The organism is Corynebacterium nuruki S6-4, from assembly GCF_007970465.1.
In the GTDB taxonomy this organism is placed as follows: domain Bacteria; phylum Actinomycetota; class Actinomycetes; order Mycobacteriales; family Mycobacteriaceae; genus Corynebacterium; species Corynebacterium nuruki.
Window position 1 is genome coordinate 2,313,602 of sequence record NZ_CP042429.1, and the last position, 17,698, is coordinate 2,331,299.

Sequence of the window (17,698 nt, forward strand, 5' to 3'; positions counted from 1 at the left end):
CCTTCCGGGTGTTTTTCGGGTGTTTCCGGCTCCAGTCTGCCCCATTGCCGGGGCTGATGTGGCAGGGGCGGATCCTTGCGGCCGGGCGTGGCGTCCTGTATTGGTTAGTTACACGAGTAACTAACCAACTGACTGAAAACCCGGAACCGGAACGAGGTGCACCGGCATGGACGAGACCACGGCCCCGCTCTTCCGCCAGATCGCCGATCTGGTGGAGGACGCCGTCGTCGACCGCTCCCTGCCCGAGGGGGCACGCGCCCCGTCCACCACCGAGCTCGCCGCCTTCCACAGCATCAACCCGGCCACCGCCCGCAAAGGACTGCAACTGCTGGTCGACCGCGGTGTGCTGGCCAAACGGCGCGGCATCGGCATGTTCGTCGAACCCGGTGCGCGGGAGCGGGTCCTGGACCGGCGGCGAGACAGCTTCGCCGCCGACTACCTCGCCCCGCTCGTCGACGAGGCGATCGCCCTCGGCCTCGACCGCGCCGGGCTCCACGAGCTCGTCGACCGGGTCGCCGACAGCAGAGGACTGGAATCATGATCGCCCTCACCGACACTGAACTCCGCTACCCCGGAGCACCGGACACCACGCCGCCGGTGCTCGGCCCGCTGACCCTGGACATCCCCGCGGCGTCCGACGGCCCGACCGTCGTCGGCCTCGCCGGACGCAACGGCGCCGGCAAGTCCACCCTGCTCGGCCTTATCGCCGGGCAACTGCGCCCCACCGCCGGATCAGTGCAGGTCGGGGGCCGTGAAGCTTTCGACGATCCCGACGTGCTCCGCACTGTCAGCCTCACCGGGGTCGACGTCGACTACCCGGCGGCGTGGCCGGTCAGTACGGTGCTGCTCACCGCCGCCCGCCGCTTCCCGCAGTGGGACGCCGCCACCGCCACCCGACTGCGCGAGGCCTTCGGCGTGGCGCCGGCCACCGCCTACGGGGAGCTGTCCCGTGGGCAGCGGTCAGCCGTGGGCATCATCGTCGGCCTGGCGTCCCGGACGCCGGTCACCCTCCTCGACGAACCCTATGTCGGTCTGGACGCCCAGGGGCGGCGCCTGCTCTCCCGTGAACTGCTCGGACTCGAGGAACCGCGCACCGTCATCCTCGCCACCCACCAGCTCGCGGATCTGGAACGCACCGTCTCCCGCCTGCTCGTCCTCGACCGGGGCCAGCTCACGCACGATCTCGATCCCGCGGAGCTCGGTGAACGCTTCATCCGCGTCACCCGCTCCGTACAGAGAAAGGCCCTGGCATGAACCCCGACACCGCCGCCCCGGCAACCGCCGCCTTCCACCTCCGCGGCGTGACGAAGAAGTTCGGCCGCACCACCGCGCTCGACAACATCACCTGCGACATCCCGCTCGGTCACGTCCACGGTCTGATCGGCCGCAACGGAGCCGGCAAGACCACCCTGTTGCGCGCCCTGGCAGGGCAGGTGCCCGTGTCCGGTGAGATCATCCTCGATGACGGGGCGGCGTCCGGACCGGTGCAGGACAATCCGCGCGCCCTCGACCGCATCGTCCTCGCCGGCGCGGATGTTCCGTACCCGCCGCTGATGTCGGTGCGCACCCTCATGGACATCGCGCGGGCACGCTGGGCGGGCTGGGACGAGTCCTTCGCCGCCGACCTGCTCGACCGGTCCGGACTGAACCCGCGGGCGGAGTTCGGCGGCCTGTCACGGGGGCAGAAGACCCTCGCGAGCCTGGTCGTGGGGCTCGGCGCACGCACGGAGATCATCCTGCTCGACGAGCCGTACCTGGGGCTGGACGTGCAGAATCGTGAGCTGCTGTACCGGGTGCTGCTCGACGAGCTCACCGCGGACCCGGACCGCACCGTCATCCTCTCCACCCACCACCTCGACGATGCCGCCCTGCTGCTCGATTCCGTCATCCTGCTGGACGGAGGACAGGTCCGTGCCTGTACCGGTACCGAGGATCTGACCCGTGGCACCGCCGTCGCCGAGGGGTCGACGACCGCGGTCGGCGCGCTGCTCGGCCGCGTGCCGGCGCACGTGCTGCGGGAGGACGCCGCCGCCGGACGCCGCCGCGTCACCCTCGACGCCTCGCTCGACGACGACCGGCTGGTCGCCGCGGCAACGGAGCTCTGGGTGCAGCTCAGTGAGCCGGATCTCGGTCATGCCGCCCTCGCCCGGGGCGGGGCCGACGGCGGGGTCGACGGCGGGGCCCGGGCGGATGCCCGGGGAGGTGCCCGATGACGGCCCCGGCGAGGATGCGGCCCGCGTCCGCTGCCCCGACGACGTTGCCGTGGCGCCCTCATCTGCGGATCTGCCTGCTGGCCCTGCGCTCCGGCTGGTGGGGTCGACTGTGCGGTCTGGCGTTCCCGCTGATGCTTCTGCTGCTCACCGATGATCCGTCGGGTCTGAAGAGGGTGCTGTGCATCATCGTCCTGGTCTCGGCGACGGCGTGGACGCGGACGACGCTGTCCACCCGGGAACTCCGGGTGTTCGGCCTCGGTGCAGGCGAGGAACGGCGACATGTCCTCGTCGCTGGCGCCCTCAGCCTGGTGCTCTCCGAGCTGACGGTCGGGCTGATCGCCCTGGTCATCGCCCTGACGCAGGGTGGTCGTGGGGTGGACATCGGCATCGCCGCCGGTCTCGTCGCGCTCGTGACCGTCGGGGACACGGTCGTCCGGCTGCGCGGATCAGCGCGTCCGGGCGTCGCTGAACAGGCGCGGATCGACCGCCGTGACCGGGAGAGCGGACGCCCTGCGGACGCCGCGGCACCAGACGGACACCGCCTGGTCCTGCGGAACCTGGTCCGTCGCGCCTGGTGGGCCCTGGCCGCGGCCGGGCTGGCCGTTGTCCCGGTACAACTCGTGGCCCGGGGTCTGCTTCCCGATCGGACCGCCCGGGCCGTCATCCTGCTGGCCGGGGTGGCCGTCAGCCAGATCGTCGTGGTCGCCGTCGCCGCGAACCTTGCCGACGGGCTGACCGGGTGGCTGGTCTTCGGCGGCCGACGTCATGACTGGGCGACCGCGGTCCTGCGCGGCGCGGTGGTTGTGCCGGTCGCCGGAGTGGTGGGTGCGCTGACGGCGGTCCTGCTGGAGCTCCTGGTCGCGGGTCGATGGGGCCTGATGGACGAAGCGGCTCTGCTGCATCCGAAGGATGTGGCGGGGACAGTGCAGCTCGGCCTCGCCGGTCTCGCCACGGGCATGGTGCTCGTCGGTGGGACGGTGCTGGCGGCACTGGTTGTCCAGGTGGCGCCGGGAGCGGTCCAGGTGGCCGTCTGGTTCCTGGGCGGCTTTCTGGTGGCGGGTCTGGTGGTCTGGGCATGGAGCCCCGGCCTGGCGGGCTGGCCGGACCATGACCTGACGTGGCTGACGGTGGGGCCGGTCGCTGTGGTGGTCGTGGTTGTCGCCGTGACGTCCGGGGCCTGCCGGGTGCTGCTCGGCCGGACCGCCGTGGCCGAGGGCGGCGGCTTCCGGGAGTGGTTCGGTCTCGCTCCGGACGATGATCAGAAGTGAAACATGCTCTGACCTGGGGATGTGTGTTTCCTGGGGTGGGTGTGTAGATTATGTCGGGTCAGCGCGGCGGTCGCCGCGGGTTATGACGAACAGACACCGGGTCCTGCACCCTGGTAGGCGGTGTCGCTTCCGGTTTGCGATTGTGTGAACGGGGGGTTACAGTTCAGGGAGTCGCTTCGAGCAGCCGCCTGTGGGTGGTTGGTTGTGGTGTGCGTAGGTTGTTTGAGAACTCAATAGCGTGATGAACCAAGTTTTTTGTTGCACGACAGTGTGCGCATGACAACAGGTTGGTCTGTGTCGGTGGTGCCGGCGAGCCCTGAATAGTCGGGGGTTCGTTAAATCATTGATATCTGATTGTTGCTGTTGCTGTGTCACTGTGGTGATTGGTCCGACCTTGGTCCCCCGACCGGGTCGGATTGTGATGATCTTTTGATTGTCAGCAGTTCAGTATTTTGTTTTTTGTTTGCCAGTGAGGGCTCTTTGTAGGGTTTTTGCTTTTATGGAGAGTTTGATCCTGGCTCAGGACGAACGCTGGCGGCGTGCTTAACACATGCAAGTCGAACGGAAAGGCCGGGTGCTTGCACCCGGTACTCGAGTGGCGAACGGGTGAGTAACACGTGGGTGATCTGCCCTGCACTTCGGGATAAGCCTGGGAAACTGGGTCTAATACCGGATAGGACCATTGGTTGGTACTGGTGGTGGAAAGTTTTTCGGTGCAGGATGAGCTCGCGGCCTATCAGCTTGTTGGTGGGGTAATGGCCTACCAAGGCGGCGACGGGTAGCCGGCCTGAGAGGGTGGACGGCCACATTGGGACTGAGACACGGCCCAGACTCCTACGGGAGGCAGCAGTGGGGAATATTGCACAATGGGCGCAAGCCTGATGCAGCGACGCCGCGTGGGGGATGACGGCCTTCGGGTTGTAAACTCCTTTCAACCATGACGAAGCTTTTGTGACGGTAGTGGTAGAAGAAGCACCGGCTAACTACGTGCCAGCAGCCGCGGTAATACGTAGGGTGCGAGCGTTGTCCGGAATTACTGGGCGTAAAGAGCTCGTAGGTGGTTTGTCGCGTCGTCTGTGAAATTCCGGGGCTCAACTCCGGGCGTGCAGGCGATACGGGCATAACTTGAGTGCTGTAGGGGAGACTGGAATTCCTGGTGTAGCGGTGAAATGCGCAGATATCAGGAGGAACACCGATGGCGAAGGCAGGTCTCTGGGCAGTAACTGACGCTGAGGAGCGAAAGCATGGGTAGCGAACAGGATTAGATACCCTGGTAGTCCATGCCGTAAACGGTGGGCGCTAGGTGTGGGGGTCTTCCACGACTTCTGTGCCGTAGCTAACGCATTAAGCGCCCCGCCTGGGGAGTACGGCCGCAAGGCTAAAACTCAAAGGAATTGACGGGGGCCCGCACAAGCGGCGGAGCATGTGGATTAATTCGATGCAACGCGAAGAACCTTACCTGGGCTTGACATGTACCGGATCGGCGCAGAGATGTGTCTTCCCTTGTGGTCGGTATACAGGTGGTGCATGGTTGTCGTCAGCTCGTGTCGTGAGATGTTGGGTTAAGTCCCGCAACGAGCGCAACCCTTGTCCTGTGTTGCCAGCACGTTGTGGTGGGGACTCACGGGAGACTGCCGGGGTTAACTCGGAGGAAGGTGGGGATGACGTCAAATCATCATGCCCCTTATGTCCAGGGCTTCACACATGCTACAATGGTCGGTACAGTGGGTTGCTACACCGTGAGGTGGTGCTAATCTCTTAAAGCCGGTCTCAGTTCGGATTGGAGTCTGCAACTCGACTCCATGAAGTCGGAGTCGCTAGTAATCGCAGATCAGCAATGCTGCGGTGAATACGTTCCCGGGCCTTGTACACACCGCCCGTCACGTCATGAAAGTTGGTAACACCCGAAGCCGGTGGCCCAAACTCGTTAGGGAGCCGTCGAAGGTGGGATCGGCGATTGGGACGAAGTCGTAACAAGGTAGCCGTACCGGAAGGTGCGGCTGGATCACCTCCTTTCTAAGGAGTTTTTTGTGCACCGCGTCAACACGGACGTTTGGGTGCTTTTTTGTTAATCCGGGTGGATGCCACGAGCGTGATGTGGGTCGGCCGGTTGTTGTGCGCTGTGGTGCAGCAAGTTTGGTTCGTCATCGTTGTTGGGTGTCTGGAGTGTCCTACTCCTGATTCTGGGATTCCTGGTTGTCCGGTGGCCGTTGGTGGTTGTCGGTTCTCGGGGGTTCGTGTTGTTTGAGAACTGTATAGTGGACGCGAGTATCTTCTTTATTACTGCAAATTTTTTTGTTGTTCACCCGGGCTCTTTTTGAGTCTGTTTGTGTTGTGTGTGAAGGGCACACGGTGGATGCCTTGGCATGATGAGCTGATGAAGGACGTGGGAGACTGCGAAATGCCTCGGGGAGTTGTCAACCAAGCGTTGATCCGAGGGTGTCCGAATGGGGAAACCCGGCCGTCGTTGTGGGCGGTCACCTGCCGGTGAATGTATAGTCGGTGTGGGAGTGACGCGGGGAAGTGAAACATCTCAGTACCCGCAGGAGAAGAAAACAATTGTGATTCCGTGGGTAGTGGCGAACGACAGCGGATGATGGCTAAACCGGTGCTGTGTGATACCTGTCAGGGGTTGCGGTGTCGGTGTTGTGGGGTCTTGCAGGACTGGTCTGACAGCTGGTCGCCTGTGGCATGCGTGTTAGCGGAAGTGGTCTGGGATGGCCTGCCGTAGACGGTGAGAGTCCGGTACGTGAAAGCATGTGTGTGCGGGTGTGTGAGTGTCCCCGAGTAGCAGCGGGCTCGTGGAATCTGCTGTGAATCTGCCGGGACCACCCGGTAAGCCTGAATACTCATTGTGACCGATAGCGGATAGTACCGTGAGGGAATGGTGAAAAGTACCCCGGGAGGGGAGTGAAATAGTACCTGAAACCGTGTGCTTACAATCCGTCAGAGCCTTTTGGGGTGATGGCGTGCCTTTTGAAGAATGAGCCTGCGAGTCAGCGGCACGTCGCGAGGTTAACCCGTGTGGGGTAGTCGTAGCGAAAGCGAATACTAACGAGTGTGTTTTTAGTGGCGTGTCCTGGACCCGAAGCGGGGTGATCTACCCATGGCCAGTGTGAAGCGATGGTAAGACGTCGTGGAGGCGCGAACCCACTTAGGTTGAAAACTGAGGGGATGAGTTGTGGGTAGGGGTGAAAGGCCAATCAAACTCCGTGATAGCTGGTTCTCCCCGAAATGCATTTAGGTGCAGCGTCGTGTGTTTCTTGCCGGAGGTAGAGCTACTGGTTGGTTGAGCGGGACTATCATCTTAGCGACGTCAGCCAAACTCCGAATGCCGGTAAGTGAGAGTGCGGCAGTGAGACTGCGGGGGATAAGCTTCGTGGTCGAGAGGGAAACAGCCCAGATCGCCGGCTAAGGCCCCTAAGGGTGTGCTAAGTGGAAAAGGATGTGCGGTCGCGAAGACAGCCAGGAGGTTGGCTTAGAAGCAGCCATCCTTGAGAGAGTGCGTAATAGCTCACTGGTCGAGTGGCCGTGCGCCGACAATGTAGTGGGGCTTAAGTACACCGCCGAAGCCGCGGAACTGCACACTTGGTGTGTGGTTGGTAGGGGAGCGTCGTGTGGCCGGTGAAGGTGCGGGGTGACCCAGTGCTGGAGGCTATGCGAGTGAGAATGCAGGCATGAGTAGCGATTGATGAGTGAGAAACTCATCCGCCGAATGACTAAGGGTTCCTGGGTCAAGTTTGTCTTCCCAGGGTGAGTCGGGGCCTAAGGCGAGGCCGACAGGCGTAGTCGATGGTTAACGGGTTGATATTCCCGTACCCGAGCATGTGCGAAAGAAGATGAGGCGGTGAGACTAACCACCCTGAAGGACTGTCGGTGCATCTTTGGTGTGCTGGTGGTGTGGATGCGTGGGACCTGATCCGTAGTAGTCTAGTGATGGGGTGACGCAGTGAGGTAGCCGAGCCACTTATTGGATTGTGGTGTAAGCGTGTGGCCCGTGTCCCAGGTAAATCCGGGGCACATTGTGGGTGAGGCGTGATGCGTACCCTTTTGTGGGGATGTCGGTGATCCTGTGCTGTCGAGAAAAGCCTCTAGCGAGTGCGTGTTCGGCCCGTACCCTAAACCGACACAGGTGGTCTGGTAGAGTATACCGAGGCGTTCGGGTGAACTGTGGTTAAGGAATTCGGCAAAATGCCCCCGTAACTTCGGGAGAAGGGGGGCCCGTGCTGGTCGTGGTCTTTTGCGGACTGTTGGCTGGTGTGGGTCGCAGAGAATAGAGGGAAGCGACTGTTTACTAAAAACACAGGTCCGTGCGAAGACGGTAAGTCGATGTATACGGACTGACGCCTGCCCGGTGCTGGAAGGTTAAGAGGACCTGTTAGGGCTTTGGCCCGAAGCGGAGAATTTAAGCCCCAGTAAACGGCGGTGGTAACTATAACCATCCTAAGGTAGCGAAATTCCTTGTCGGGTAAGTTCCGACCTGCACGAATGGCGTAACGACTTCCCTGCTGTCTCAACCACAGGCCCGGCGAAATTGCAGTACGAGTAAAGATGCTCGTTACGCGCGGCAGGACGAAAAGACCCCGGGACCTTCACTATAGCTTGGTATTGGTGTTCGGTTCGGTTTGTGTAGGATAGGTGGGAGACTGTGAAGCGGCTACGCCAGTGGTTGTGGAGTCGTTGTTGAAATACCACTCTGATCGTATTGGATGTCTGAACCTCGGCCCGTGATCCGGGTCAGGGACAGTGCCTGGTGGGTAGTTTAACTGGGGCGGTTGCCTCCCAAAGTGTAACGGAGGCGCCCAAAGGTTCCCTCAGCCTGGTTGGTAATCAGGTGTTGAGTGTAAGTGCACAAGGGAGCTTGACTGTGAGACTGACAGGTCGAGCAGGGACGAAAGTCGGGACTAGTGATCCGGCACCGGCTTGTGGAAGCGGTGTCGCTCAACGGATAAAAGGTACCCCGGGGATAACAGGCTGATCTTCCCCAAGAGTCCATATCGACGGGATGGTTTGGCACCTCGATGTCGGCTCGTCGCATCCTGGGGCTGGAGTTGGTCCCAAGGGTTGGGCTGTTCGCCCATTAAAGCGGCACGCGAGCTGGGTTTAGAACGTCGTGAGACAGTTCGGTCTCTATCCGCCGTGCGCGTTGAAACTTGAGAAAGGCTGACCCTAGTACGAGAGGACCGGGTTGGACGTACCTCTGGTGGGCCAGTTGTCACGCCCGTGGCATGGCTGGTTGGCTACGTACGGGAGGGATAACCGCTGAAAGCATCTAAGCGGGAAGCCTGTTTCGAGATGAGGTTTCGTGTGAGGTTCCCTGTAGACGACGGGGTTGATAGGCCGGATCTGGAAGCCATGTGAGTGGTGGAGGTGACCGGTACTAATTGACCGAGCATTACACATTAAGCAGTCACGTTGGTGGTTGTTGGTGTGCGGCATGTGTTGCAGCGTAGGAGAGTTTTCGCGTCCATTGTGCAGTGTCTGGAACGGCACAGCATACTGTTCCCCGCCCGTGTGGTGGTGGTTTGGGTGTGTGTGGTTGTTTCGTTGATAGATTTGTCGGTGGTTTTGGCGGTGGGGTCACGCCCGGTCCCTTTCCGAACCCGGTAGCTAAGCCCACCTGCGCCGATGGTACTGCACCCGGGAGGGTGTGGGAGAGTAGGTCGCCGCCGGCATTAAACGTGTGTGGGAGGTCCTGCCCCCTGCTCTGGTCGACTTCTGGTCGGTCGGGGTGGGGGCGGGGCCTCCTTCTTTTTGTGCGTGCGCGCAGTTTTCGGGTCCGTGGTCGGACGGTATGTCTTGTGCCGGGGTGTCACCGGCCGGCCCGGCGGTGCCGGGTGCGCGTCGGCAGGGTGGCCCGGCGGGGGAGAATCCACCCTGCCGACGCACACCCGGACGCCGGGCCCGTTGCTGCGCGCTTTTCCGCACTTCCGGGGCAGGTGCCGGTTCCGGCGTGGGCGACCGGCGGTGGGTGTGGTGCGTGACGTCGAGCAGGAAACCGGGCCGGGGGCGTCGTCGCGCTGCTCCGTGCTCGACTTCACGGACGACCGCATTGTGCAGGGTGGTGGGAGCCGGGGTCGCTGCGTCCGGGCGCCGACCGGGCGGGATCGACGGGGCGTCGTCTTGGCGGGGCCGGGTGTGCGTCGGCAGGGTGGTCCAGCGGGGAGAATCCACCCTGCCGACGCACACCCGGGGACTGAGAGCGGGTCTACCCCGGTGCCGGGGCCGGAAGTCGGGGTCGGCGGAACCCGGGGGCTGACCGGCTCAGACGGGTCAGAGCCGGGGAACCGGGGAGATGGGGAGCGGACTGCCGCCCGGGCCCTACCGGAATGACGAGGTGAAGAGCCGGGGCTGCCCACTGATCGGGTCTGTGAAGGACAGTGACCGGGCGGTCAGCCCCATCGGGCGGGAGAAGTCCTCCTCGTCGACGGAGGGAACGTAGGGCATCGGGGCGTCCTCGTTCCAGAGCGCCTCGTCGGACAGCACCGAGTACAGCGGATCGTTGAGGATGGGGAGCCCGAACAGGCGGAGATTGAGACGCAGCTGGTGTGTCCGTCCCGAGTGCGGCTCAAGGCGCCACTCGAGGAGCGGTTGATCCGGAATCCCGAGCTCGAGGGCGGCGTCCGGCCGGTCAACGAGGTTGAGCCCGGTCACCGACGTGGAACTGTTGGGTTCGCCGTCCTCGAGGAACGTCGCCATCCGGCCGCGGTACTTGATCATCCGGTGGCGCAGCTGCCACGGCCGGTCGGCGGTGGGGAGCGGCAGCGACGTCGCAGTACTGCCGGTGTGGAGTGCGCCGGCCGGCACGGGCAGAAGTGCCTCGCCCTGTCCGGCCAGGGCGTCCCGCCACCCCTCGGGGACGGCGGTCAGCGCGCTGTAGACCTTCTGTGCGGCCCGGCGCTCGAAGAGCTGCTGATAGCGGCCCCGGACCTCGGGGCGGACCGTGAACAGCAGCACGCCCCGGGTGAGGCGGTCCAGGCGGTGCGCCGGCGACAGCGTCCCCAGGCCGAACTGCCGACGGGCCCGGACCACGGCGGTCTCGGTGATGTGCTGGCCACGGGGGAGCGTGGACATGAAAGGCGGCTTGTCGACCACCAGCAGATCCTCATCGCGGTAGAGAAGCCGGAGCTCCCCGGGGACGTGTCGCTCCGGCGCCGGCCGGCGGTAGAACCAGATGAACTGGCCCCGGTCGACCACGGACGCGGGCGACAACCGGGTACCGTCATCGAGCCGTACGCCGCCCTCGGCGAAGCGGGCCCGCAGGGCCGTCGCATCATCGGTGGGGTCATGGTGCTGCTGGGTGTCGATGAGCCGGCGGACGGCACGCCAGGCGGTCGTCGTCTGCTCCAGCCGGACCCGGGACGGGTTCAGACCCTCGCGGATTGGGAGAGGTGGGTTCTTCAGGCTAATCTCCTTGTCATGGATATCAACGCGATTCTCGCCCCTGTCATGGACTTCCTGGCCACCGATTTCGGCCGGGTCATCGTCGGTGCGTTCCAGAACATCTTCAACTTCCTGTTCCCCGCCAACGCCGAGCCGGCGCCGGGTCCCACGAACTGATGTTGTTTTGACACTGAGAGGTCACTCCGGGGGAGAGTCACCCCTGTGAGTGTACCGTCGGACAGTCGGGGCGCTGCTGCAGTGCTCCCCCTTCGGACGCGCTGAACTGCGGTTTTCTGCTGCTGTTGTCCGGAACCCGGGTAGGCGGTGTCCGGAACTCCCCGCATGCGGGGGTGGGGTAGGGCGAGATGTCCGGAGAGGGGGATAATGGGGGTGAAAGGTTCCCCCGCCGTACAGCGGCGGTACATGAGAAAGAGCGAGGAAAAGATGTCGGACAAGAAGGTCACCGCTGACAACGCCATCGTCGTTGCCGTCGACGGCTCCGAGGCGAGCGTCTCCGCTGTCGCCTGGGCCGCCAACGCCGCCGTGAAGCGTGGTACCGCGCTGAAGCTGGCCACGGCCTACACGATGCCCCAGTTCATGTACGCCGACGGCATGGTGCCGCCGCAGGAGCTCTACGACGAGCTCGAGAACGAGGCGCTGGACAAGATCAACAACGCCCGCGAACAGGTCGCGCAGTTCAGCAAGGACATCCCCGTCAGCCACGTCATCGCGGAGGGCACCCCGATCGACCTGCTGCTCGAGCTGTCCGAGACCGCCGACATGATCGTCATGGGTTCCCGCGGACTCGGCGGGCTGTCCGGCCTGGTCCTCGGTTCGGTGTCCTCCGCCGTCGTCGCCCACTCCCACTGCCCGGTGGTCGTGGTCCGTAAGGACAGCGACGTCACCAACGACACCAAGTACGGCCCCGTCGTCGTCGGTGTCGACGGTTCGGAGATCTCCCGCAAGGCGATGGAGTACGCCTTCCGTGAGGCGGACGCCCGCAAGGCCACCCTCCGCGCGGTCCACAGCTGGGCGGACGCCCAGGTGCAGTCCACCCTGGTCGGCCTCAGTGCCGTGCAGTCCCAGCTGGACGCCCTCGCCGACCAGGAACGCAAGATGCTCGAGGACGAGCTCGCACCGTTCCGTGAGAAGTACCCGGACGTCGAGATCGAGGAGGTCGTCGACCGCGACCGTCCGATCCAGACCCTGAAGGAGAACTCCGAGGACGCGCAGCTGCTGGTCCTGGGTTCCCACGGCCGCGGCGGCTTCAAGGGCATGCTGCTCGGCTCCACCTCGCGGGCGCTGCTGCAGTACGCGCCGTGCCCGATGATGGTGGTCCGGCCGGACGCCCGCTAGGGCATTCGGGCCGTCGACGACGGCGAACAGGCAGACAGCCCGGTCCGTTCACGGACCGGGCTGTCGTGTAGGATTTTCTGCGTACAGCACAGGAGAACAGGAGGGTCGGCATGTCCGGTACTGGCTCATCTGCGTCCGGTCGGGCCGCGAAGACGACGAAGAGCACGAAGTCGACGTCCCGCCGGCGCAACCGGCCGGGGCCACGCGACCGGCTGCTGGCCAGTGCGACCCACCTGTTCACCACCGAAGGGATCCGCGTCATCGGTATCGACCGCATCCTGCGGGACGCCGACGTGGCCAAGGCCAGTCTCTATTCCCTGTTCGGGTCCAAGGACAACCTCGTCGTCGCCTATATCCAGGAACTCGACCGGAAATGGCGGGAGGACTGGGAGGCACTGTGCGCCGACCGGCCCAAGCCGGAGGACCGGATCCTCGCCTTCTTCGACAAGTGCATCGCGGACCAGCCCAAGGAGAACTTCCGCGGGTCCCACTTCCAGAACGCGGCGAGCGAGTACCCGCGTCCGGAGTCGGAAAGTGAGGACAACATCCGCGAGGCCGCCCTGGCGCACCGCCACTGGTGTCGCGACACGATGGCGGATCTCCTCACCGAGAAGTTCGGGTACGCCTCCCGGACTCTCGCCGACCAGCTCATGGTCTTTCTCGACGGCGGCATCGCGGGGGCGAAGATGAGCCGTACCGTCAGCCCGCTGGAGACGGCGCGGGAGCTGGCGAAGCAGATGCTCTACACCGCGCCGATGATGTACACCATCTGAGACTCCGTCGCCGGACGACGGTCAGTCGTCCGTGAGTCGGTGGCGTCCGGAGGGGTCCACATCCCCGGACGGCTCGTCAGTACCGGCATCCCCGGCTTTCCGGGCATCCCCCGCATCCTCAGCCGGACTGTCGGCCGGCGCGCCAGCCGACTCCCCGGAGGGTTCCCGGGTCGCCGCCTGGGCCTGCTGCCTCTGCTGCCGTGCCTCGAGGTATGCCCGCCGCGTCTTCTCCTTCTTCTCCTGTTTGGCGATCTTCTCCCGGTTCACCACGGCGTCCGTGTGCGCCCGGTCCTGCGCCGCCTCCTTCTCCAGCTCCGCCAGAGCGTCCGCGAGCTCCTGCGGGGACAGGGAGGCGGCGTCCCCGGTGCGCTGGTCGAGGGCACGCCGGCGGCCGGCGCGGTCCTTCTCCCGGGCGGCGAAGCCGGCCTTCGCGTCCCTGATTTCCTGCCTGCGTTCCCGACGCCGGTCCCGTGTGGCGTTCCGGTGGGCGAAGAATTCGTCGGAGTAGGGGATCTTCCGGTCGAGGTACGTGTGGAAGCTGATGTTCTGGACGGCGGTCCACAGGTTGTTCATCACCCAGTAGCACATGATCGCGACCGGGGCGGGACCTGCGAGACCGAAGGCCAGCGGGAAGATCATGACGAAGACGAGGATGCCGAACATCATCCTGAACATCGACCGGGCGAGACCGCTGTTGACGTCCAGGGTCATCCAGTTCCGGCGGATGGAGTAGGAGGTGTTCACCGTGGTGAACACGGCGGCGGCGATGCACAGCGGCAGCGCGATCCGGAACACCGCGTCGGCGCTGGTGCCGAGGAAGTTGAACTGCTCGTCGGTCATCACCGAGTAGGCGGGCAGCGGAATGTCGAAGATCCTGGCCTGCAGGAACGTGTCGACATCGTCACTGTTGAGGGCACCGCGGCCGGGGTGGGTGGTGGCTTCCAGGTCATCGGGGCGTGAGACGAGGAGCAGGATGCGGTACAGGCCGATGAAGAACGGGATCTGGATGAGGGCCGGCAGGCAGCCGTCGCGCATCCGGTAGCCGCCGTCCCGTTGGATCTGCTTCCGCCGCTGCTGTTTCTCCCGGACATCCGCGGGACCGAGACGGTCAGCGTACTCGTCATCGAGGGCGTTCAGCGCCGGACGCAGATTCACCAGACGCCGGGTGGCCGCCATCGCCCGGTAGGCGAAGGGGAGGAGGAACGACCGGACCGTCACCACGAGAAGCGGCACCGTGAACACCCATGCGGTGACCTCGTCCACCCCGAGAGCGGTGAGCAGCAGATGCCACAGCTTCATGACGGCGGAGGCCGGATACTCGAAAATCTGCACAGGTCGAGGATACAGAGGCCACCGGACGCCCCGGCCGCCGCCGGGGGAAGATGATACATATTCGGGAAGGAATGCTGCCCCGGCAGCGCGGGGTGGCGGATGTGAGATCATGGGCCGGTGAACAGCGTCCTCGTCCGTAGTGCCGTCGCCGGGCTCCTGGGCGTGCTGCTGGCGGTGACCGTGCTGGTCGCCGCGGACCGGCACGGCACGCCCCCGACGGTCCTCGTCGTCACCGCGGTGCTCTTCGCGCTGGCCGCCGCGGTGGGGCTGACGCGGCCCTTCCCGGTCCGGACGGGCCGCAGGGTCGCCTGGCTGGCGCTGCTGACCGTCCTGTGGCTGGTGCTCGCACTGCAGGAGGCCACGGCCGCGTACCTGGTGCTCGCCCTGTTCGTGCTGTATCTCCTGCTGCTCCCCGCGCCGTGGGGTGCGGTGACGACCGGGGTGGTGACGATGCTCGCGGTGGCGGTCTCGGTGTCGGTCGCCGGGCCGAGCACCGGGGCGGTCCTCGGCCCGGTGCTCTCCGGGGCGGCCGCGATCGCCATCGCCGTGGTCGTGGAGAGCATCACGGCGGTCTCGGAGGACCGGCGCCGGCTCATCGACGAACTGGTCCGCACCCGGGGGCTGCTGGCCGAGTCCGAGCGGCAGGCCGGGGTCGTCGCGGAGCGCCAGCGGCTCGCCCACGAGATCCATGACACGGTGGCGCAGGGGCTCTCGGGGATCCAGCTGCTGCTGCACGCGGCCGAGCGGGGCGTCCCGGAGGACTCACCGGCGGTGGCGCAGCTGCGGCTCGCCCGTGAGGTCGCGGCGGACAATCTGCGGGAGACCCGCGCGATGATCGCGGCGCTGCAGCCCGCCGACCTCCAGGAAGGCTCGTTGGTGGACGCCCTGCGGCGCCTGGCGGCGGGCCCGGGCGGCACCGCAGGGGCCGGTGCCGCTGACGGCGGTGCTGCTGACGCCGGTACCGCTGACGGTGCCGACGGAAGTGTGACGGTGAGCGTGGACGTGGAGGGCGACGCCGCCGACCTCGGCCTGTCGGTCACACAGGAGGCCGCGCTGCTGCGTATCGCCCAGTCCGCGGTGGCGAACATCCGGCTCCACGCCCACGCCGAACAGGCGCGCATCACCCTCACCGTGGAGGCGGACGCCGTGCGCCTGGACATCGTCGACAACGGCCGGGGCTTCGATGTCGCGGCCGCGGCCGCGGCAGCGGAGGGTCGGGCGGACGAGGGGCACATCGGCCTGGCGGGGATGCGGCGGCGTGCGCTCGGGGCCGGCGGGACCTTCGACGTCGAGTCGTTCCCGGCGGGCGGTACCGCGGTCGTGGTCAGCATGCCCCGGCACAGTGACCGTGCACAGTGACCCGGCACAGCAACTGAGGGTAACCTGACCGGTGTGGTGAAAGGAGAACGGATGATCCGGGTGCTGCTCGCGGATGACCATCACATCGTCCGCCTGGGACTGCGGGCCGTCCTCGCCGTCGCCGACGACATCGAGATCGTCGGCGAAGCGGAGACCGCGGATGATGCGGTCCGGCGGGTGCGGGAGGGCGGTGTGGACGTCGTCCTCATGGACCTGCGGTTCGGTGCCGGTCAGGCGGGGCAGGACCGGGAGAGCGGGGCACAGGCCACCGCACGGATCCGGGAAATCCCGGGACATCCGGAAGTTCTCGTGGTGACGAATTATGATACCGACGTCGATATTCTCGGCGCGGTCGATGCGGGCGCGGTCGGTTATCTGCTCAAGGATGCGCCACCGGAGGAACTCATTGCCGGGGTCCGTGCCGCGGCGAAAGGGGAAACCGTGATGTCCGGTGCGGTCGCGACCCGGTTGCAGCACCGTGAGGAAGAACGCGAATCTGCACTGTCCCCCCGGGAACTCGATGTTCTCCAGCTCGTGGCCGGTGGTCGGTCGAACCGGGAAATCGGTACCGTCCTGTTTCTTTCCGAGGCAACCGTGAAATCTCATCTCGCGCATATCTACGCGAAACTCGGTGTGCGTTCCCGGACCTCGGCGGTGGCGGCGGCCCGGGCGGCCGGCATACTGTGACCGGCGACAACAACGACGTCACTGCCCCGACGGCCGATTGACCGTCGCCCCGCCCCGTCACCTGCCCTCTACGCGCCCGCTTGCGCCCCCCTGAGGCGACTGCTGCCCGGCTGCTACTTGTCCTCGGGGTGGGCGAGTTCGTACTCGGCGATGATCTCGTGCGAGATCTGGCCACGGCTGGAGACGGTGTGGCCGTTGTCCCGGGCCCAGTCGCGGATACGCTTGTTGCGCTTCGGGTCCGACTTCGGGGCGTTGGAGGAGGCGGCCCGGGTGGTGGACCGGCTCTTGGCGACCTTGGTGGCCTTGCTGAGATACGGCTCCAATGCCTCGGCGAAAGCGAGTGCATTCTCGTCGGAGAGGTCGAGGACGTAATCGGAACCCTTGTAGGAGAACTCGACGGTGTTCACGGTGTCCGCCTCGAGCGGAGTGTCGTCGATATCGTCGAAGAACTGGGTGATCTGACGGCGGGCCATGGGATGGTCCTTTCTGTCGTTGTTTCCTTTGTTGTCGCGATTGTAGACCACTGTCATAACCTCCGTCACGTCAATTCGGATGTGAATTCCCGAACATTGCCGGCGCAAAGAAAAACCACCGTCGATATTGACGGTGGTATCAGTCCGGCCGCTGCCGGCCTACCCGGCCCATTCAGCGCAGCGCCGCATCAAGTTCCCGGTCGAGGGAGTCGAGTTCGGCGGCGGCGGAGGACCGCAGCGTCGACGGCACCTCACCGGAACCGGCCGTCGCCCGGTCGAGGGAGTCCGCCACCTTCCCCAGGCGCGCCGTGGCGTCCGCCCGGAACTTCTCGGGCACGCCACCGCCGGTCAGCCGGTTGCGCAGGTCGGCGATCCGCGCCCGCAGGACGGCGTCCTCCCCGGTGAAGGCGGCGCCGGCATCCGTCCGGAACAGGCCCTGGCCGGCGGGCACCCGGTTGAGCTGGTTGAGGCCGCGGTAGATCAACGGGAGTGCGACGGGGACCAGGACCCGTGCCATACCGAGCGCACCGAGGGCCTTCTTGGCCGATGGTCCCCTGTTCTTCGCCTGGGCGACGAGCGCCTCGGCGAGCTTGCCGTCCTGCTTGCGCTGCGCCTTCGCATCCTTGAGCTCCGCCTTGCGGATCTTCCCGGTCGTCTTACGCAGGTACTTCTCGGCGTTCCTGTCGAGCTTCGCCTGGGCCTTGGCCGTCGCTTTCGCCCGGACCTTCGCCGCCTTGTACGCCGCCTTCTTTTCGTAGCGGCGGCGCCGCAGCGTGCTGAAAACTCCCATGGTGCTGTGCTCTCCTGTGTCTCGCGGCCCTGTCACTGCCGACCGGTGTCGGCTCACTGCCTGA

13 protein-coding genes and 3 rRNA genes are annotated in these 17,698 nt (G+C 65.3%); 12 read left to right on the top strand and 4 right to left on the bottom strand.

All coding sequences use genetic code 11. The features are described from left to right. Positions 1-166: 166 nt before the first annotated feature. The 7 genes from FSW06_RS10310 to rrf all read left to right on the top strand — a co-directional run bounded on the left by FSW06_RS10310 (position 167) and on the right by rrf (position 9,156). Positions 167-541 carry a GntR family transcriptional regulator gene (locus FSW06_RS10310; protein WP_010122675.1) on the top strand — a complete coding sequence of 125 codons (375 nt, stop codon included), beginning with the start codon at positions 167-169 and terminating at the stop codon, positions 539-541. After that, positions 538-1,254, top strand: a complete 717-nt coding sequence (locus FSW06_RS10315) for an ATP-binding cassette domain-containing protein (protein WP_010122674.1) — start codon at positions 538-540, stop codon at positions 1,252-1,254. The genes FSW06_RS10310 and FSW06_RS10315 overlap by 4 nt, the downstream gene beginning before the upstream one ends. Further along, positions 1,251-2,213 carry an ATP-binding cassette domain-containing protein gene (locus tag FSW06_RS10320; RefSeq protein ID WP_010122673.1) on the top strand — a complete coding sequence of 321 codons (963 nt, stop codon included), beginning with the start codon at positions 1,251-1,253 and terminating at the stop codon, positions 2,211-2,213. The genes FSW06_RS10315 and FSW06_RS10320 overlap by 4 nt, the downstream gene beginning before the upstream one ends. Further along, positions 2,210-3,481, top strand: coding sequence for a hypothetical protein (locus FSW06_RS10325; RefSeq protein ID WP_139024610.1), 1,272 nt, complete (start codon positions 2,210-2,212; stop codon positions 3,479-3,481). Before FSW06_RS10320 ends, FSW06_RS10325 begins: the two co-directional genes overlap by 4 nt. Before the next feature lie 496 nt (positions 3,482-3,977). Next, positions 3,978-5,497: ribosomal RNA gene (locus FSW06_RS10330) — 16S ribosomal RNA — on the top strand. Between the two features lie 313 nt (positions 5,498-5,810). Continuing rightward, positions 5,811-8,884: ribosomal RNA gene (locus tag FSW06_RS10335) — 23S ribosomal RNA — on the top strand. Positions 8,885-9,039: 155 nt separating this feature from the next. Then, a 5S ribosomal RNA gene (rrf, locus tag FSW06_RS10340) occupies positions 9,040-9,156 on the top strand. The 16S, 23S and 5S rRNA genes sit together here, the layout of an rRNA operon. Before the next feature lie 646 nt (positions 9,157-9,802). Here rrf and FSW06_RS10345 read toward each other — a convergent pair. After that, a complete protein-coding gene (locus FSW06_RS10345; protein WP_238525960.1) occupies positions 9,803-10,693 on the bottom strand; it encodes a pseudouridine synthase in 891 nt (296 codons plus the stop codon). A gap of 207 nt (positions 10,694-10,900) precedes the next feature. Between FSW06_RS10345 and FSW06_RS14550 the strand changes: the two genes are divergently transcribed. The 3 genes from FSW06_RS14550 to FSW06_RS10355 all read left to right on the top strand — a co-directional run bounded on the left by FSW06_RS14550 (position 10,901) and on the right by FSW06_RS10355 (position 12,993). Next, positions 10,901-11,041, top strand: coding sequence for a hypothetical protein (locus FSW06_RS14550; RefSeq protein ID WP_010120735.1), 141 nt, complete (start codon positions 10,901-10,903; stop codon positions 11,039-11,041). Positions 11,042-11,308: 267 nt separating this feature from the next. Then, on the top strand, positions 11,309-12,220 hold the full coding sequence (locus FSW06_RS10350) for a universal stress protein (RefSeq protein WP_010120734.1): 912 nt from the start codon (positions 11,309-11,311) through the stop codon (positions 12,218-12,220). 110 nt (positions 12,221-12,330) lie between these two features. After that, entirely contained in the window at positions 12,331-12,993 is a 663-nt protein-coding gene (locus FSW06_RS10355; RefSeq protein WP_010120733.1) for a TetR/AcrR family transcriptional regulator, read from the top strand. Between the two features lie 21 nt (positions 12,994-13,014). Here the strand turns inward: FSW06_RS10355 and yidC are convergent, their stop codons facing one another. Beyond that, on the bottom strand, positions 13,015-14,325 hold the full coding sequence (yidC, locus tag FSW06_RS10360) for a membrane protein insertase YidC (RefSeq protein ID WP_010120732.1): 1,311 nt from the start codon (positions 14,323-14,325) through the stop codon (positions 13,015-13,017). Positions 14,326-14,442: 117 nt separating this feature from the next. Here yidC and FSW06_RS10365 point away from each other — a divergent pair, with 117 nt between their 5' ends. Both FSW06_RS10365 and FSW06_RS10370 read left to right on the top strand, forming a co-directional pair. Continuing rightward, positions 14,443-15,684, top strand: coding sequence for a sensor histidine kinase (locus FSW06_RS10365; protein WP_010120730.1), 1,242 nt, complete (start codon positions 14,443-14,445; stop codon positions 15,682-15,684). A 51-nt stretch (positions 15,685-15,735) separates the two neighbouring features. Then, the gene (locus FSW06_RS10370) at positions 15,736-16,371 is read left to right on the top strand and encodes a response regulator transcription factor (protein ID WP_010120729.1); all 636 of its coding nucleotides are present in this window, start codon (positions 15,736-15,738) and stop codon (positions 16,369-16,371) included. 113 nt (positions 16,372-16,484) lie between these two features. On the opposite strand, the gene FSW06_RS10375 is transcribed toward FSW06_RS10370, so the two are convergent. Both FSW06_RS10375 and FSW06_RS10380 read right to left on the bottom strand, forming a co-directional pair. Continuing rightward, positions 16,485-16,844, bottom strand: a complete 360-nt coding sequence (locus tag FSW06_RS10375) for a histone-like nucleoid-structuring protein Lsr2 (RefSeq protein WP_010120728.1) — start codon at positions 16,842-16,844, stop codon at positions 16,485-16,487. Positions 16,845-17,016: 172 nt separating this feature from the next. Then, a complete protein-coding gene (locus FSW06_RS10380; protein ID WP_010120727.1) occupies positions 17,017-17,634 on the bottom strand; it encodes a DUF6474 family protein in 618 nt (205 codons plus the stop codon). Positions 17,635-17,698 lie beyond the last annotated feature (64 nt).

Excerpts from the sequence above, each read along its gene's own strand:
- FSW06_RS10310 (WP_010122675.1), top strand. The coding sequence starts at position 167 with ATGGACGAGACCACGGCCCCGCTCTTCCGCCAGATCGCCGATCTGGTG.
- FSW06_RS10380 (WP_010120727.1), bottom strand. The coding sequence starts at position 17,634 with ATGGGAGTTTTCAGCACGCTGCGGCGCCGCCGCTACGAAAAGAAGGCG.
- FSW06_RS14550 (WP_010120735.1), top strand. The coding sequence starts at position 10,901 with ATGGATATCAACGCGATTCTCGCCCCTGTCATGGACTTCCTGGCCACC.
- FSW06_RS10325 (WP_139024610.1), top strand. The coding sequence starts at position 2,210 with ATGACGGCCCCGGCGAGGATGCGGCCCGCGTCCGCTGCCCCGACGACG.
- FSW06_RS10370 (WP_010120729.1), top strand. The coding sequence starts at position 15,736 with ATGATCCGGGTGCTGCTCGCGGATGACCATCACATCGTCCGCCTGGGA.
- FSW06_RS10320 (WP_010122673.1), top strand. The coding sequence starts at position 1,251 with ATGAACCCCGACACCGCCGCCCCGGCAACCGCCGCCTTCCACCTCCGC.
- FSW06_RS10355 (WP_010120733.1), top strand. The coding sequence starts at position 12,331 with ATGTCCGGTACTGGCTCATCTGCGTCCGGTCGGGCCGCGAAGACGACG.
- FSW06_RS10375 (WP_010120728.1), bottom strand. The coding sequence starts at position 16,844 with ATGGCCCGCCGTCAGATCACCCAGTTCTTCGACGATATCGACGACACT.
- FSW06_RS10315 (WP_010122674.1), top strand. The coding sequence starts at position 538 with ATGATCGCCCTCACCGACACTGAACTCCGCTACCCCGGAGCACCGGAC.
- FSW06_RS10350 (WP_010120734.1), top strand. The coding sequence starts at position 11,309 with ATGTCGGACAAGAAGGTCACCGCTGACAACGCCATCGTCGTTGCCGTC.